This is a genomic window from Promicromonospora sp. NPDC057488, assembly GCF_042802395.1.
Classification (GTDB): Bacteria; Actinomycetota; Actinomycetes; order Actinomycetales; family Cellulomonadaceae; genus Promicromonospora.
Genome location: NZ_JBHVEG010000074.1, coordinates 1 through 16875, shown reverse-complemented (window position 1 = coordinate 16875; position 16875 = coordinate 1). Strand labels below are relative to the sequence as shown.

At 72.8% G+C, this 16875-nt stretch carries 12 protein-coding genes; 9 read left to right on the top strand and 3 right to left on the bottom strand.

What is annotated here, in order from left to right; all coding sequences use genetic code 11:
• Positions 1 to 118 precede the first annotated feature (118 nt).
• Positions 119 to 2020, top strand: a complete 1902-nt coding sequence (gene pknB, locus ACFU5G_RS16225) for a Stk1 family PASTA domain-containing Ser/Thr kinase (protein ID WP_377246579.1) — start codon at positions 119 to 121, stop codon at positions 2018 to 2020.
• 48 nt (positions 2021 to 2068) lie between these two features.
• On the opposite strand, the gene ACFU5G_RS16220 is transcribed toward pknB, so the two are convergent.
• On the bottom strand, positions 2069 to 3217 hold the full coding sequence (locus ACFU5G_RS16220; protein ID WP_377246576.1) for a polyprenyl synthetase family protein: 1149 nt from the start codon (positions 3215 to 3217) through the stop codon (positions 2069 to 2071).
• A 9-nt stretch (positions 3218 to 3226) separates the two neighbouring features.
• The gene (locus ACFU5G_RS16215) at positions 3227 to 3808 is read right to left on the bottom strand and encodes a hypothetical protein (protein WP_377246573.1); all 582 of its coding nucleotides are present in this window, start codon (positions 3806 to 3808) and stop codon (positions 3227 to 3229) included.
• A 221-nt stretch (positions 3809 to 4029) separates the two neighbouring features.
• Between ACFU5G_RS16215 and ACFU5G_RS16210 the strand changes: the two genes are divergently transcribed.
• The 5 genes from ACFU5G_RS16210 (at position 4030) to ACFU5G_RS16190 (ending at position 12966) form a co-directional block, all read left to right on the top strand.
• Positions 4030 to 5763, top strand: a complete 1734-nt coding sequence (locus ACFU5G_RS16210; RefSeq protein WP_377246570.1) for a DUF4192 domain-containing protein — start codon at positions 4030 to 4032, stop codon at positions 5761 to 5763.
• A gap of 192 nt (positions 5764 to 5955) precedes the next feature.
• Positions 5956 to 6321 (top strand): universal stress protein, encoded by a 366-nt coding sequence (locus tag ACFU5G_RS16205; RefSeq protein ID WP_377246567.1) that lies wholly within the window; start codon positions 5956 to 5958, stop codon positions 6319 to 6321.
• Between the two features lie 434 nt (positions 6322 to 6755).
• Positions 6756 to 8444: an RNA polymerase sigma factor gene (locus ACFU5G_RS16200; protein WP_377246564.1), complete on the top strand. Its 1689-nt coding sequence runs from the start codon at positions 6756 to 6758 to the stop codon at positions 8442 to 8444.
• 126 nt (positions 8445 to 8570) lie between these two features.
• A complete protein-coding gene (locus ACFU5G_RS16195; RefSeq protein WP_377246561.1) occupies positions 8571 to 10154 on the top strand; it encodes a SpoIID/LytB domain-containing protein in 1584 nt (527 codons plus the stop codon).
• Positions 10155 to 10494: 340 nt separating this feature from the next.
• Positions 10495 to 12966 (top strand): LamG-like jellyroll fold domain-containing protein, encoded by a 2472-nt coding sequence (locus tag ACFU5G_RS16190; RefSeq protein WP_377246558.1) that lies wholly within the window; start codon positions 10495 to 10497, stop codon positions 12964 to 12966.
• Between the two features lie 109 nt (positions 12967 to 13075).
• Here the strand turns inward: ACFU5G_RS16190 and ACFU5G_RS16185 are convergent, their stop codons facing one another.
• A complete protein-coding gene (locus ACFU5G_RS16185) occupies positions 13076 to 13282 on the bottom strand; it encodes a hypothetical protein (protein ID WP_020014335.1) in 207 nt (68 codons plus the stop codon).
• A 232-nt stretch (positions 13283 to 13514) separates the two neighbouring features.
• Here ACFU5G_RS16185 and ACFU5G_RS16180 point away from each other — a divergent pair, with 232 nt between their 5' ends.
• From ACFU5G_RS16180 to ACFU5G_RS16170, 3 genes are all read left to right on the top strand, one after another.
• A complete protein-coding gene (locus ACFU5G_RS16180) occupies positions 13515 to 15638 on the top strand; it encodes a type IIA DNA topoisomerase subunit B (RefSeq protein ID WP_377246555.1) in 2124 nt (707 codons plus the stop codon).
• A gap of 73 nt (positions 15639 to 15711) precedes the next feature.
• Complete coding sequence (locus ACFU5G_RS16175; RefSeq protein WP_377246552.1) at positions 15712 to 16140, top strand: DUF4430 domain-containing protein; 429 nt, start codon at positions 15712 to 15714, stop codon at positions 16138 to 16140.
• Positions 16119 to 16793 carry a DUF6580 family putative transport protein gene (locus ACFU5G_RS16170; protein ID WP_377246549.1) on the top strand — a complete coding sequence of 225 codons (675 nt, stop codon included), beginning with the start codon at positions 16119 to 16121 and terminating at the stop codon, positions 16791 to 16793. Before ACFU5G_RS16175 ends, ACFU5G_RS16170 begins: the two co-directional genes overlap by 22 nt.
• Positions 16794 to 16875 lie beyond the last annotated feature (82 nt).

Below are 16875 nucleotides of genomic sequence, written 5' to 3'. Positions count from 1 at the left end.
GGCGCAAGCCTAGGCGACGGGGCGCGAGACCGTGACACGGCAACGATCCGGCAACGGCCCGCCGTCCGGTATGCGCGTTCCGGCCGGGCCGTGGGTGGTCACCCGTACACTCCCACCCGTGGCTCAGGTGACGGCAGACCCTCTCATCGGCCGCCTGGTCGACGGGCGGTACGAGATCGTCGCGCGCGTGGCGCGCGGCGGCATGGCCACGGTGTACCGCGCGCACGACACGCGCCTGAACCGTGAGATCGCCCTGAAGGTGATGCACCCCCACCTGGCGGAGGGGGAGCAGGCCGCGAGCTTCCGGCAGCGCTTCGAGCGCGAGGCGCGCTCGGCGGCCGGCCTGCAGCACCACGGCGTCGTCGCGGTCTACGACCAGGGCACCGACGGCGACATGCGCTACCTGACCATGGAGTACGTGCCGGGTACCAACCTGCGCCAGCTCATCCGCGACGGCGACCTCACGCTGCGCCGCTCGTTCGCGATCCTCGACGTGGTGCTCTCCGCGCTCGCCGCAGCGCACGCCAAGGGGATCGTGCACCGCGACATCAAGCCGGAGAACGTGCTGCTGGAGGAGGGCACCGGCCGCCCCAAGGTGGCCGACTTCGGCCTGGCCCGCGCCATCTCCGAGGTTTCCAACACGACGACGGGCACGGTGCTGGGCACGGTCGCCTACCTCGCGCCCGAGACCATCGCCACGGGGCACGTCGACGCCCGCGCCGACGTGTACGCCGTGGGCATCCTCGCGTTCGAGCTGTTCACGGGCCGCCTCCCGCACGAGGGCGAGGGGCCCATCCAGGTCGCCTACGCGCACGTCAACACCGACGTGCCGCCCGTGAGCGCGTTCGCCGGCCACCTGGGCCGCCCGCTGGACCTGCTGGTCCGGGCGCTGACGGCGCGCGACCCCGACCGGCGCCCGCACGACGCCGCGGTGGCGCTCGACGTGCTGCGCAGCACGTTCCGGCAGATCCCGAACGAGGTGCTGGACATCCCCGCGAAGGCGGCGCCCCCGCCGTCGTCGGCCGCCGTGAAGGCCGCGCGCACCGCGGTGGTGGAGCGGCCGCCTGCCGGGCACTGGGTGGCTCAGCAGCCGCCGCCGCAGCCGCCCCAGCCGCAGCAGCAGCCCGCGCGACGGCCCCGGTTCGGCGGCAAGGTCGCGCTGGCCGTGGCCCTGGTCGTGGTCCTGTTCGGCGCCTGGTGGTACACGGAGCAGGGCCCGGGCGCCTATGCCGTGGTGCCGAACGGCGTCGTGGGCGTCACCGAGGCGCAGGCCGAGGAGGCGCTCACCGAGGCCGGGCTGAAGTCCTCCAGCGTGCAGCAGCACGACTCGGACGTGCCGGAGGGCGAGGTGATCTCGGCGCTCCCGGACGAGGGCCGGCGTGCTCTGCGCGACGAGCCCGTGCGCCTCGTGGTCTCGCAGGGACCCGAGCTGGCCGACGTGCCGAGCGGGCTGGTGGGCATGACCCAGGACGAGGCTCAGGCGGCGCTGCGCGACGTCGGCCTCCTCGACGTCGTGGTCTCGCGCGAGTACTCCGCTGACGTGGTGCGCAACCGGGTGATCTGGGCCTCCGTCCGCGAGGGCGGCTCCGTCCCGACGGACGAGACCGTGCGGCTCACCGTCTCGGACGGGGCGCCCCCGGTCACCGTGCCCGACGTGACGGGCCTGTCGGCCGACGACGCCACGGACACGCTGGCCGGGCAGGGGTTCGAGGTCGCGCGCGAGGAGAAGTCCGACAAGAAGGTCGAGGCCGGTGCGGTCATCCGCACCAAGCCGGACGCCGGCAAGGGCGCCGAGCAGGGCAGCACCGTCACGATCGTGGTCAGCAAGGGCGAGCCGGGCACCGTGCCCGACGTCGTCGGGCTGTCGGTCGAGGACGCCCAGGTCCGGCTCGACGAGGCCGGCTACGAGTCGGTGGTGCGCGGGTTCGGCGAGCTGTTCGGCGAGGGCGTCAAGGAGACCGAGCCCGCGGCGGGGGAGAAGCTCAAGAAGGGCGAAGAGGTCACGATCTGGACCTGGTGAGCCTGGACCGGGTGAGGCTGGACCTGGTGCGGCTGGACCTGGTGCGGCTCAGGCCGCCCGGTCGACGGCGGCGTGGGCCAGGTCGGTGAGCAGGCCGCGGCCCGGCTCGGCGAGGTCCGCCAGGTCCAGCAGCGCGTGGCCGCGCACCGCGAGGTCGGTGATGAGCTGCTCGACGGCGTCCAGCGCCCCGGAGCCCACGATCACCTCGCGCACCCGCGCCACCTCCGCCTCGGACAGGTCCGGGTTGCCCAGCGCGGCCACCAGGACCGTCGCCTCGGGGCCCTCGGCGTCGGGCAGCAGCGCCAGGGTGCGGGCCACGACCACGGTCCGCTTGCCCTCTCGCAGGTCGTCGCCGGCGGGCTTGCCCGTGACGGCCGGGTCGCCGAAGACGCCGAGCACGTCGTCGCGGAGCTGGAACGCCTCGCCCAGCGGCTTGCCCGCCGCCTCGATCCCGGCCGCCGCCTGCGGGCCGGCGCCGGCCAGCAGCGCGCCGAGCGCGAGCGGGGCGGCCACGGAGTAGCTGGCGGTCTTGGCGCGCAGCACGTCGCGGGCGCGCTCCTCGTCGGCGGCGGGGTCCTTGCCCCACGGCTCGGCCTGGACCAGCACGTCGAGGTACTGGCCGACCACGACCTCGCTCTGCATCGCGTCGAAGCGGGCGCGGGTCGCGGCGGCGACGGGCGCCGGCAGGGCCTCGACCGCGGCCGACAGCTCTCGCTGGGCCGCCAGCAGCACGAGGTCGCCGATCAGGATCGCGGCGGAGTCGCCGAACCGCACCGGCTCGCCGGCCCAGGCCGCGCCCACGTGCTTCGCGGCGAACGCCCGGTGCGCGGTGGGGCGGCCGCGGCGGGTGTCGGAGTTGTCCATCACGTCGTCGTGCAGCAGGGCGGCGGCCTGGAACAGCTCGAGCGCGGCGCCCACGCGGACGGTCGCGATCCGGGCGGGGTCGGCCGGGTCGGCGGAGCCGCCGTGCGCCCGGAACGACCAGTAGCAGAACGCGGACCGCAGGCGCTTGCCGCCCATCAGCAGCCCGGCGGCCTCCTCGACCATTGCCTCGGCGCTCGGGCTGATCGCCCCGACCTCGGCCGTCAGCCGCTCGAGGTGGGCGGTCACCGCGGCGTCGACGTCGGCGCGCAGGTGCTCGGCGTCGACGAGGGCTGCGGGGCTCAGGGCACTGGGACGGGCAGGTGAGACTGGCACGGGACCAGCCTATGGGGTTCGGACGGTGCCGCTGATCGAGCAGAGCCGCCGCTCGCCGTCGTCGAGCACGCCGACCACGAGGGACTCCTGTACCTGGCCGGACTTGGTCTTCGTGGTCCGCACGAACGCGGTCTGCGCCGTGAGGCCGCTCGCGTCCGGTGCCGAGATCTGCTTGAAGCCCTGCCGGGTCAGGATCTTCCTGGCCTGCCCGACCACCTGGTCCGTGGAACGGCTGGACGACAGGTTCAGCGTGACCTGGGTCATCGGGACGCTCTTGGTCTTCGACCCCTTGGTGGCGGCCACGGGCCGGGCCGACGACGCCAGCAGCGTGGCGTCCTCGGGCACGGGGAACAGGTCGGTGGGGAAACCCTGCGCGTAGGTCGCCACCGCGGAGGAGGGGTCGAAGGTCGGCAGCTCGGTCGGCCCGCCCGTCGCGGCCGCGCTCGGCCCGGGGGTGCCCGCCGCGGTGCTGCCCGCGCCGGCCTGCTCGGTCGCGGCGCCGGTCTCGTCCCCGCAGCCCGCGGTCGCGAACGCCAGTCCGACGGCGGCGGCGAGCGCGGCCGTCCGGCGGACTGTGGCGAAGCGGGACACGCGCACACCGTAGCTGCACCGGGCGGGGCGGCGACAGCGTGCGGTGATCCGGGCGGACCCGACGGGGGCTGGAGACCCTCGCGACGGGCCCTTCCGACGGACCCTCGTGACGGACCCTCGTGACGGAACTGCAGGGCGGCGAGCGCGACCACAGGAAGCCCGTTGTCCACACTGCCCTCCTGGGCGCGCTCGCGGCTCGCCGGCGGGCTGGGATCGACGACATGAACCCCGACGTCAACCCGAACTCCGGCAACTGCCTACCCGGTGGTGGCCTCCCAGACAGCTTTCCCGACGGCCTCCCCGACGGCTTCCCCGACGGCGTCCCCGGCAACTTCCCCGACGGCCTTCCCGACAGAGACCCCTCGGCCCGTGACTTCTCTGCCCGGGACGTCCCCGAGCGCACGACCCCGAGGAGCGGCGCCTCGCCGGGCACCGTCGTCCCGGACCGCGGACGCGCTCCGGCGGTGTCGAACGCCCGGGTGGTCCGCGTGGCAGGGCCGGAGGACCTCCTCGCGTACATCCCCTACCGGCTCGGCTTCGAGCCCGTCGAGTCGGTCGTGGTGGTGAGCCTGACGGGCCCGCGGCAGCGCGTCGGGCTCGTGGCCCGGGTCGACCTCGCCGACCTCCGGCTGCGCCGGCCCGGCGACCCGGCCGGGCCCGACGGCGGCGTCACCGCCCGCTGGCTCACCGACCACCTGGTGGCCGACGGCGCGGACCGAGCCGTCGTCGTGCTGTACACGGCGACCGACGCCACCGCGCCGAGCGGGGCCGCGCGACGGGCCGCGGACGTGCTCCGGGCCCGGATCGACCGGCGGTTGCCGGGCACCGAGGTCTGGCTCGTGGCGCCCACGGGCTTCCGCGCGCTCGACTGCCCGGACCCGCTGTGCTGCCCGGCCGGGGGCCGGCCGCTCGCCGTGCTCAAGGGCAGCCGCGTCGCCGCCCACATGGTGCTGGAGGGCCGCACCGTGGCCGGCACCCGCGAGGAGCGATACACGCTGCGCCCCGCGTCGGAGGCCGCCCGCACGCAGGCGCGCCGCGCGGCCGCGCGCTGGACGGACACCTACCGGCGCCTGCGGCACCGCACCCGATTCCCGGACGGCGGCGGTCCACTCGACGTCGCAATGCCGGACAAGCAGCCGGACAAGCAGCCGGACGCGCAGCCGGGCGCGAGCGCCGCTCGCGAGGCGGCCCGCAGCGCCGCGCGGACCACCGCCCGGCGTGCTGCCCGCACCGGTGCCCGGTCCGCCGTGGCACGGGCCGAGCAGGCCCAGCGGGAGCTCGCCGAATGGGGCGCACAGAGCCTGGGCCTGTGGCGCTCGGCGGTGCGGGCCGTGGCGGACGCGGAGCCGGGGCAGCCCGTGCCGATGTCCCCGGTGGACCTCGGCAAGATCGGGGCGGCGCTCGCGGACATACCCGTCCGGGACGCGGTGCTGCTCAGCCTCGTGCCGGGTACCGGACAGGCGGCCCTGCGCACCGCCCGGCGTGAGGCGGACGGTGACACCGACCTCGCCACGGGAGCCGTGATGGCCCAGATCGTCGACCCGGAGCGGGGCATTCCGCCCGACCAGGACCGCACCGACCCGGCTCGGAGGGTGCTGGAGGCGGTCGTCCGGCACGTTCCGCGCAACCGGCGGGCCCCGGCATACCTGCTGCTGGCGCTCATCGCCTGGTGGCACGGCGACGGCGGGCTGGCGGTCGAGCGGGTGTCGGACGCGCTCGGCGTGGACCCCGACTACCGCCTCGCGCTCCTGCTCCGCAGCGCGGTCGTCGGGGGAGTCCCGCCGGGCTGGATACGGCGGGAGCGGACTCTGTTCCGCGGCGGAGCCGGCGCAGTGACGGAACGGGGCACGGTGGCGGAACCGGCTCCGGCGACAGAAGCGGCCACAGCGACGGAACCGGGCGCCGCGACGGAACCGGGTGCGGCCATGGAACCGGGCACGGTGGCCACGGGGTGAGCCCGACGGGCGGGGCTCACGCGTGAACGCACCGGGTCACCTCGCCGGGTGAGCTGGTCGGGGTGAGCCGGGCCGCGTGAGCCGGTCCGGGTGAACCACCGGGTGAACCGACCCCGATGAGGTGCTCCGGGTGCGGTCCGCCTGCCGTGTGCGGCACGGACCCGGGCGTGGTGTGGGGTAGCGTCGGCTGACATGACGATCGTCGTCGGACACCTCGCCACGCCCGAGGGCCAGGAGGCCCTGAGCACCGCCGTCACCGAGGCCCGGGAGCGCAAGGCCCCGCTGGTCATCGTCACGAGCGGGAAGCGCCCCGTCGACGAGTGCCGGGCCGAGCTCGACGAGCTGGCGAGCGGTGCGGCGGCCGGCGTCGACCTGCGCGTCGAGGAAGGCACCGGCGACCTCGCCGAGGACCTGATCCGCGCCGCCACCAGCACCGGCGCCGACCTCATCGTGATCGGCTTGCGCCGGCGCAGCCCCGTCGGCAAGCTCATCCTCGGTGCGGGCGCGCAACGGATCCTCGTCGAGGCGCCGTGCCCGGTGCTGGCCGTCAAGGTCTGAGCTCACGGGCTGAGCCCGGCCGGCCGGATCGCGCCTACCGAAGCCCTCATGTGAGCCCCGGCCTGAGCCCCAGCCATGCCCCGCCTGTGCCCCGGCCAGGCCCCGCCTGAACGTACGGTCGACCGTCCCGGCCTCGGCTCCGACCTGGGGCCCTGACAGGGTCCCGCCCGGCCGCCGTCCCGCGCCTGGTCCTGGGCAGATTCGCCGGATCTTCGCCAGATCGGGAATGGTGCGGGCACCCGGTTCGTTGACTCTGGGCACGCGAAATCAGAAACCCCGCGGGGTGGTCCCGCCCGACGTGACTTCGCACTGACTTTGCCCATATCACCGCGTTCGTCGCGGGGTACAGGGAGGCCGACGGTACAATATATATGTTCGCCGGCGGAAGAAGAAGGTCCAGTGACGGCCCCGCCGGCAGTACACCGCCCCCTCGAATGCCGAAAGGTCGGTTTGTGGCGCCCACTCCGCTGAAAGCCCCCCAGGACATCGCTCCTGTCCCTGCACGCGACAACCTGCCCCGTGAGTTCGAGCATCCTGCCTTGCAGGAGCTCCTCGCTCGCGGTGCCGCCGACGGCTCGGTCGACGCCGAGAACTTCCGGCGTGCATGCGAGACGGCACAGGTCGGTGACGCCAAGCGGCTGAAGGCGGTGCTGCGCGCACTGGCCAACGCCGGTGTGCAGGTGGGGCTCCCCACCATGACCAAGGTGGCCGCCGCGTCGGCCACCCGGTCCACCGCGGTCGCCGCCAAGGCGCCCGCAGACGAGGCGGAGGCCTCCGCGAAGCCGGCCCGGCGCACCCGGGCGACGGCGGCGAAGACCACGACCGCCAAGAAGTCGGCCCCGGCGCGCTCCACGGCGAAGCCGAAGGACGACGACATGCCCGACGACGTCGATCTCGACTTCGACGACGCCGACGATGACGATGACGAGGCGACGACGAGCACGCGCAAGAAGCCGGCGGCCAAGGCCGGCGCGAAGAAGCCTGCCGCTCGGGGCAAGTCGAAGTACGACAACATCGAGCCCGACGGCGTCGCCGTCGAGGACCCCGAGGACGAGACCGACTCCGGTCCCGAGACCGTCACCAAGACGACTCGTGGCCGTGGCGGCAAGACGGTCAAGGAGGGCGACGAGAGCTCCGGCTTCGTCGTCTCCGACCGGGACGACGACGACCAGCCCGCGCAGCAGGTCGTCACGGCCGGTGCGACCGCAGACCCGGTCAAGGACTACCTGAAGCAGATCGGTAAGGTCGCGCTGCTGAACGCGGAGCAGGAGGTCGAGCTCGCGAAGCGCATCGAGGCCGGCCTGTTCGCGGAGGAGCGTCTCGCGACCACCGACTTCGACCGGAACGACAAGGACCAGCGCCGCTTCGAGCGCGACCTCAAGTGGATCGCGCACGACGGCAAGCGGGCCAAGAACCACCTGCTGGAGGCCAACCTCCGCCTCGTGGTCTCGCTGGCCAAGCGCTACACGGGCCGCGGCATGCTGTTCCTGGACCTGATCCAGGAGGGCAACCTCGGTCTGATCCGTGCGGTCGAGAAGTTCGACTACACCAAGGGCTACAAGTTCTCGACCTACGCGACCTGGTGGATCCGGCAGGCGATCACGCGTGCCATGGCCGACCAGGCCCGCACCATCCGCATCCCGGTGCACATGGTCGAGGTCATCAACAAGCTGGCCCGCGTCCAGCGCCAGATGCTCCAGGACCTGGGCCGCGAGCCCACGCCGGAGGAACTGGCCAAGGAGCTGGACATGACCCCCGAGAAGGTGGTCGAGGTCCAGAAGTACGGCCGCGAGCCCATCTCGCTGAGCACCCCGCTCGGCGAGGACGGCGACAGCGAGTTCGGTGACCTCATCGAGGACTCCGAGGCCGTCGTCCCCGCGGACGCCGTGTCGTTCACGCTGCTCCAGGAGCAGCTGCACCAGGTTCTCGACACCCTCTCGGAGCGCGAGGCCGGTGTGGTCTCCATGCGGTTCGGCCTGCAGGACGGCCAGCCCAAGACGCTCGACGAGATCGGCAAGGTCTACGGCGTGACGCGTGAGCGCATCCGCCAGATCGAGTCCAAGACGATGTCGAAGCTGCGTCACCCCTCGCGGTCGCAGGTGCTGCGGGACTACCTCGACTGACCTCGACCGACGAGCACGAGCTGTCCTGACCTGAGTGGCGGTCAGGACGAGCACCACCGACGCCGGGCGGGTGAACTTCTTCGGAAGTGCACCCGCCCGGCGTCGTCGTATGGGAGCGTGCCCGATGTGTCCCCTTCGAACAGCGCCGCTCCCGCAGCACTACTCGCCCGGGTGATCGCGGCCGTCCTCGCCTCTCTCCTCGCCGTCGGTCTGTCCACGGTGCCCGCGGCGGCGGCCGGCTACACGCTCAGCGCGTCCGGCACGACGACGACCACGGCGACCGTCTCGAAGACGCTCTCGGTGGTCTATCGCTACAACGGCAGGGCGCAGAAGCGGGTCAAGGTGAACCTGCAGCGGTACAGCAACGGTGCGTGGGTCCAGGTCAAGACCGTCACGACCAACGCCTCCGGCAAGGCGTCGACGGCGGTCAAGCCGTCTGCCACCACGAAGTACCGCTTCAAGACCACGCGGGCGACGAGCTCGACGCTCACCGTCACGGTCGTGCCGGGCTCGTGGGCGATCGCCGGCTCGGGCTACGGGCACGGCGTCGGCATGGCGCAGTGGGGCGCGTACCAGATGGCGCGCGAGGGCAGTTCCGCCGCGCAGATCCTGGGCTACTACTACCCGGGTGCGACCGTGAGCACTGCCAACAACCCCCGCACGTCGGTCGACGTGCAGGTGCTCGGCAGCTCCGGCGATCCCGCCACCACGACCCTGAGCCTGTCCGCCGGGTCGTGGCGGCTCCTGGACGGCGCCGGGACGCAGCTCGCCACCGGGACGTCGGCCCGCAAGATCTCGATCGCCCGGACGTCGTCCGGCGTGACCGCGCGGGTCACCGAGAACGGCACGGTGGTGCAGAAGTTCGGCGTCCGCCCGACATTGGGGCTGGAGTGGACCGGCACCGACTACTGGGACCCCGACGGCACCGCCGGCACGGTCAGCGTGTCCGGCGCGCAGGGTACCTACCGCCACGGCCGCCTGCGGATCAGCAGCCCCGGCACGCTTCCGAACGTGGTCAACCAGGTGGTCATCAACGACGAGTACCTCTACGGGCTCGACGAGATGGCCGCGCTGTGGGGCACGAGCGGCTACGGGGGAGCGGCGGCCCTGCAGGCGCAGGCGGTCGTCGCGCGCAACTACGCCATCCTCGCCAAGACCGCGGGCCTGAAGGCCGCCTGCGACTGCCACCTCTACGACGACACCCGCAGCCAGAACTACACCGGCTGGAAGAAGGAGGGCGGCGAGGCGGGCGCCACCTGGCGCGCGGCCGTGGACGCGACCCGGCAGGACGCCGCCGGCACGGTCACGGTGGTGCGCAACGCGTCGGACGGCATCGCCGAGACGCCGTACTTCGCGTCGTCGGGCCGCGGCGGCAGCTCCTCCGGCACCACCAACAACCAGGACGCCTTCGGGACGGCGGCCCAGTCCCACCTCCGGCACGTCGCCGACCCGTACTCCCGGCAGGCGCCGGGCAACCCGTACGTGTCGTGGACCGGCGTCCTGACCCAGGCGCAGGCCCGGAGCGTCTTCAAGCTCTCGTGGGTCCGCTCCGTCAAGGTCACCGCGCGCTACTCCAGCGGGCAGATCAAGACGATGCAGGCGGTCTCCACCACGGGTGGTACGCGGACGCTCACCAGGACCGCGGAGGGCTGGCGCACCACGCTCGGGTTCCGCGGGTCCTGGGCGGACACGGTGACCGCACGGAAGTGAGGCCGGGCGGGGCGGGGACGTCTTCGAGCGGAGACGTCGGCAGGGATGAATTCAATGGAAATATCCTGAATACACCCTAGGCGGTGCCGCGCCCGGACGTTACGGTAGCCCCTGGCAACGATGCCAGCTCTAACGATGCCTGCTGTGTTGCCTGACGTGATGCCTACCGTGTTCCGGGACCAGGAAGGTGACGCCGATGTCGCTAGCAAGGTCGCACCGCAGCCCGTCCTCCGCTCACTCAGCTCGCCACCCAGCCCGCGCCTCAGCCCGCCACCCAGGCAGCCCCTCGGTCCGCCGACGGCGGCTGGGTGCCGCGGTCCTGGCCCTCGCCACGGGCGTCGTGCTCGCCGTCGTGCCGGGGACGTCGGCACCGGCGGCGACGCCGCAGGCGAACCCGGCCGAGACGCCATCGGCCACCGACCAGGCCGCCTGGCCCGTCACGGACGCCCACCTGCCCACGCCGTGGACCGAGGACGTCACGCCCGACAACGCGCTGCCGGAGTACCCGCGCCCGCAGCTGGTCCGGGACCGCTGGGAGAACCTGAACGGCCTGTGGGAGTTCGCGGGCGCCGCCGAGGGCGAGGCGCCGCCGTTCGGGCAGACGCTCGCCGAGGAGATCCTGGTCCCGTACCCGACCGAGTCGGAGCTGTCGGGCATCGACCGGCACGAGGACCACATGTGGTACCGACGCACGGTCGAGGTCCCGGCGTCGTGGCGCACCGCCGGCCAGCGGACCGTGCTGAACTTCGGCGCCGTGGACCACACCGCGACGGTGTGGGTCAACGGGCAGGAGGTGGCTCACCACGAGGGCGGCTACGGCCGGTTCTCGGCGGACGTCACGGACGCGCTGACGGCGTCGGGCCCGCAGGAGGTGCTGGTCGGCGTCACCGACCGGACCGACGCCACCTGGCAGCCCGTCGGCAAGCAGCGCAACGTCCCGGACCGCGGCATCTTCTACGAGGGCGCCTCCGGCATCTGGCAGACCGTCTGGATGGAGCCCGTCGCGGCGGCGCACGCCACCCGGCTGGACATGACCACCGACGTCGACACGAGCACCATCGCGCTGACCGTCGAGGGCAGCGCGGCGGCCGACGGCGGCACGGCGGAGGTCGTCGTCCGCGGCGCGAAGGGCCGGCTCGCGGCGCGCGCCACCGGGAGCGTCGGCGACGAGCTCTCCGTGCGTGTGCCGGGCGCCCACCTGTGGACGCCCGACGACCCGTACCTCTACGACCTCGAGGTCCGCGTCCGCGACGCGCGCGGCAAGGTCGTCGATACCGTCGGCTCGTACGTCGGCATGCGCGAGATCGGCATCGCGCCGGGCGAGGACGGGCGCAACCGCGTCACCCTCAACGGCGAGGTCGTGTTCCTGCTGTCCACGCTCGACCAGGGCTACTGGCCGGACGGTATCTACACGGCCCCCACGGACGAGGCGCTCGCGTTCGACCTGGAGCAGCACAAGGAGCTGGGTTTCAACACGGTGCGCAAGCACATCAAGGTCGAGCCGGACCGCTGGTTCTACCATGCCGACCGGCTCGGCCTGCTGGTCTGGCAGGACATGCCGTCGATGAAGACGGGCCGGCCGCCGGTCGAGGCGCAGGAGCGCTTCGAGCGCGAGCTGCACGAGATGGTCGACCAGAACAAGAGCTGGACCTCGGTGATCGGCTGGATCCCGTTCAACGAGGGCTGGGGCGAGTGGTCCCAGGAGGCGACCGGGCGGATCGCGCGCGAGGTCAAGGCGCAGGACCCGACCCGGCTCGTGAACGCCCACTCCGGCGTCAACTGCTGCGACTCGCTGGGGGACAGCGGCGCGGGCGACATCATCGACTGGCACCAGTACGTGGGCCCGGCCCAGCCGGTGCCGGACGCCACCCGGGCGTCGATCGACGGCGAGCACGGCGGGTTCGGCCTGGAGGTCGACGGGCACATGTGGTTCGAGGACGGCCACGCCTACGAGATGACGCCCGACGTCGCCACGCTCACCCGGCGCTACGTCGAGAACACGCAGGACGTGCTCACGTCGGCGCAGCAGTGCGGCATCAGCGGGTCGATCTACACGCAGATCACCGACGTGGAGCACGAGGTCAACGGCTTCTTCACCTACGACCGGCAGGTCGAGAAGATGGACCTCGCCCAGGTGCGTCAGGTGAACGAGGAGGTCATCGCGGGCGCGGACGGGTCGGGCGCGGAGCCGCCCGTCGTCGACCCCGGGACGCCCGGCCTGGCCGGCGTGCACGCCTGGGGCTTCGACGAGGGGTCCGGCACGGTGGCCGCGGACGGCGTCGGCGACGCCGACGCGACCCTGGCCGGGACGACCTGGGCCGACGGCGCCCTGTCCTTCGACGGCGCGGGCGAGGCCGACACGGGGCAGGCCCTGGTGCGCACCGACGGCTCCTACAGCGTCTCGGCGTGGGCCAGGCTGGACGTGGCCGACGGCGGCTTCCAGACCGTGGTCAGCCAGGACACCGGCGCGAACAGTGCGTTCTTCCTGCAGTACTCGGGGCAGGACCAGCGCTGGGCCATGAGCTTCGTGGGAGCGCGGGCGCTGTCGCCCGAGAAGCCGGAGCCGGGCCGCTGGTACCACCTGACGGGGGTGCGCGACGCCGCCACGGGGGAGCTGTCGCTCTACGTGGACGGCGAGCGGGTGGCCACGAAGGACGTGTGCACGGCGCCGGAGACGCAGGGGCCGCTCGTGATCGGCCGCGGCCAGTACGGCGGGAACGAGGTGGACCACCTGCGCGGTGACGTCGACGACGTCCGCGTCTTCGACCGGGCGCTGTCGGCCGCCGAGGTGGCGGAGCTCGCGGCGGGCTGACGGGCCCGTCCGGGCATGACAACGCCGGCGGTGCGTCACCCTTCGGGGTGGCTCACCGCCGGCGTCGGTCTGTCGGCGTCTGTGGTCCGGTGGTCGTCCGGCCTGGGTGTCAGGCCTGGCCGTGCTCCGCGTGGAGCCGGTCGGTCTCGTCCTGGACATGGGTGGCGACGTCCGCGTAGGCGGACGCGTGTGCGCGCGCGTGGTGGCCACAGAAGAGCAGCTCGCCCACGGGCAGAACGACGCGCACGTAGGCCTGCGCGCCGCAGCGGTCGCAGCGGTCGAGGGCGGTGAGCGGTTCGGTCGTCAAGGTCGTCACATCTCCATCCAACCATTCGCTCGCGCGGTTCATGCCGGCCCGGGTGGGCGGTTCGCTGCGAGCATAGCGGCGTGGCTCACAGTTTTGGTCCCCTTCCGCCCCCAATTGCGCTGAAAGGGTAATTTCCGTCATCGGGTGAATCTTGGTGTCACACAGCCGTTCGGTCCCCGGTTCCAGCGTTCTCACGGGGAGCCTGACGTCGGTTGTCGGTGTCCTCGTCTACGCTGTCGCCGTGACCGCAACGTCCGAGTCGTACACCGCTCGCCACCTGTCCGTCCTCGAGGGTCTCGAGGCGGTCCGTAAGCGTCCCGGAATGTACATCGGGACCACCGACTCCCGTGGCCTGATGCACTGCCTCTGGGAAGTCATCGACAACTCCGTCGACGAGGCCCTGGGCGGCCACGCCACGAAGATCGGGGTCGTGCTGCACGCCGACACCTCGGTCACGGTGTCCGACGACGGCCGTGGCATCCCGGTCGACATCGAGCCCAAGACCGGCCTGAGCGGCGTCGAGGTGGTCTACACCAAGCTGCACGCGGGCGGTAAGTTCGGCGGCGGCTCGTACCAGGCGTCCGGTGGTCTGCACGGCGTCGGCGCCTCCGTCGTGAACGCGCTGTCCTCGCGCCTCGACGTCGAGGTGGACCGCGGCGGCAAGACGCACCGCATGACCTTCCACCGCGGCGAGCCCGGCATGTTCTCCGACCCGGCGGCGGGGCCCAGCCCGGACGCCACGTTCCAGCCCTTCGTGGACCACTCCGTGCTCGCCGTCGTCGGCAAGGTCGCGCGCGGCCGTACCGGAACGCGCGTGCGCTACTGGGCCGACCGGCAGATCTTCCCCAAGTCCGCGGTGTTCAGCTACGACGAGCTGGTCACCCGCGTCCGGCAGACCACGTTCCTGGTGCCGGGCCTGGAGATCGTCGTGCGCGACGAGCGCGGCCTGCCCGGCACCCCGGGCGAGAACGGCCCGCACGAGGAGTCGTTCAAGCACACCGGCGGCGCCGCCGACTTCGTCGAGTTCCTGGCCCCCGACACGCCCGTGACGGCGACGTGGGTCCTGCAGGGCTCGGGCAACTTCACCGAGACGGTTCCGGTGCTGGACGAGCGCGGCCACATGTCGCCGCGCGAGGTGCAGCGCGAGTGCGAGGTCGACATCGCACTGCGCTGGGGCACGGGCTACGACACCGAGGTGCGCTCGTTCGTCAACATCATCTCGACCCCCAAGGGCGGCACGCACCTGACGGGCTTCGAGCAGGGCCTGCTCAAGGTGATCCGCAAGAACGTCGAGGCCAACGCGCGCAAGCTCAAGGTCTCCACCAAGGACGGCGCGGAGCGCATCGAGAAGGACGACGCGCTCGCGGGCCTCACGGCCGTGGTCACCGTGCGCCTCTCGGAGCCGCAGTTCGAGGGGCAGACCAAGGAGGTGCTGGGCACCGGACCGGTGCGCCAGATCGTCTCCCGCGTGGTCGAGAAGGAGATCCAGGCCCTCCTGAGCTCCACCAAGCGCGACGAGAAGACGCAGGCCTCGCTGCTCCTGGACAAGATCGTCGCCGAGATGCGCGCGCGCATCACGGCCCGCAAGCAGAAGGAGATCTCGCGCCGCAAGAACGCGCTGGAGACCTCCTCGCTGCCGGCCAAGCTCGCGGACTGCCGGTCGAACGACGTGGAGCGCTCCGAGCTGTTCATCGTCGAGGGCGACAGCGCGCTCGGCACCGCCAAGCTGGCGCGCTCCAGCGACTTCCAGGCGCTGCTGCCGATCCGCGGCAAGATCCTGAACGTCCAGAAGGCGTCGATCAGCGACATGCTCCGCAACGCGGAGTGCGCCGCGATCATCCAGGTGCTCGGGGCGGGCTCCGGCCGGTCCTTCGACATCGAGGCAGCGCGCTACGGCAAGATCATCATGATGACCGACGCCGACGTCGACGGTGCGCACATCCGCACGCTGCTGCTGACGCTGTTCTACCGGTACATGAAGCCGATGGTGGAGGCCGGGCGTGTGTTCGCCGCCGTCCCGCCGCTGCACCGGGTCGAGGTGATCGGCAGCGGCCGGCGCAAGAACGAGTACATCTACACCTACTCCGAGGCCGAGCTGGGCGTCACGCTCAGGAAGCTCGACAAGGCGGGCCGGCGCTACAAGCCGGACATCCAGCGCTACAAGGGCCTGGGCGAGATGGACGCCGACCAGCTCGCGGAGACCACCATGGACCCGCGGCACCGCACGCTGCGCCGCGTCACCGCGGAGCACGCCGAGGCGGCCGAGCGCGCGTTCGAGCTGCTCATGGGCACCGACGTGGCGCCGCGCAAGGAGTTCCTCATCAACGGCGCGGCCGAGCTGGACCGGTCCCGGATCGACGCCTGAGGCAGCCGGTGCACGGCGCCCGCCGCCTGAGACGGCGGCGCCGTGCCACGCGCCCCGACCTAGACTGACGGGCGTGAACACGACCTCTCGCCGCCCGCTGACGGCAGTCGCCGCCACGGCCACCGCTCTTCTCGTCGCCGGCCTGCTCGGCGCCTGCGGCGGTACGACCGCGGAGCCGGAGACCATGGTCTCCGCGACGCTGAGCCAGCAGTCGGACGCCGAGACGGCCGGACCGTCGGCGTCTGCCGCCGCGGACACCCTGAGCTACCCCGGCCGCACGGGCGCGACCGCCCTGGAGCTGCTGCTCGAGGCCGACCCGTCGGCCGAGGTCACCGGCGAGGGCGAGAACGCCTTCGTCACGGCGATCAACGGCCGCGCCGCCGACGACTCGAAGAACGAGTTCTGGTCGCTGTCCGTGGACGGCGAGCCCGCGCAGGTGGGCGCGGGATCCCTGGAGACCGAGGACGGTCAGGAGATCACGTGGACGATCGACACGTTCTGAGGCCGTCCGACGACGGCGGCCGGCGCGAAGCGGGCCCGCACGCCGGCGGCGTGCCCGGTGATCCGGCTGCCCGCGACCTGACGGTCCGGGAGCTGGCCCACCGCTGGTGGCGTCCGGCGACCGTGGTGCTCGTGCTGGCCGCCGCTGTGGTGTGGCGGCTGGTCGCGCCCGGCCTCGGCGCGCCGCCGAACCTCGAGATCGCGACCGCGGCGACCTTCCTCGCCGTGCTCCTGCTGCGCAACCGGTGGGCGGCCGTGGTGCCGTTCGCCGTCGTCGCGGTGAGCGACGCGGTGCTCGGCAACACGCAGATCATGTGGTTCACCTGGTCGGCGTGGGCCGTGGTGGGCGTCGGCGCGATCCTCGCGCGGCACCTGCGCGGACCTGGTCGGTACGCGGCCGCGCTCGGCGTGGGCGTGGTCGGCTCGCTGTGGTTCTTCGCCTGGACCAACTTCGGTGTGTGGCTGCTGGACGGGATGTACCCGTCGACCCTCGACGGCCTGCTCGCGAGCTACGTGGCTGGGCTGCCGTTCCTGCGCACCATGCTGCTGGGCAACCTGGTCCTGGTCCCGCTGGCGGCCCTCGTCGCGGACCTGGTGGAGCGCGCCGAGACGACCACGTCGACGGCCGCGGCCCCGGCCCGGGCCAAGGGCTAGGGCTAGGGCTAGCGCGAGACCGCCACCGACTTCGGCCGGTTGCACTGAGACCGGTCAATCAACCGACCGGTCTCAGCGCAAC

Coding starts and splice junctions, on each gene's coding strand:
- ACFU5G_RS16210 (WP_377246570.1), top strand. CDS start 4,030: ATGAACCCCGACGTCAACCCGAACTCCGGCAACTGCCTACCCGGTGGT.
- ACFU5G_RS16205 (WP_377246567.1), top strand. CDS start 5,956: ATGACGATCGTCGTCGGACACCTCGCCACGCCCGAGGGCCAGGAGGCC.
- ACFU5G_RS16200 (WP_377246564.1), top strand. CDS start 6,756: ATGCCGAAAGGTCGGTTTGTGGCGCCCACTCCGCTGAAAGCCCCCCAG.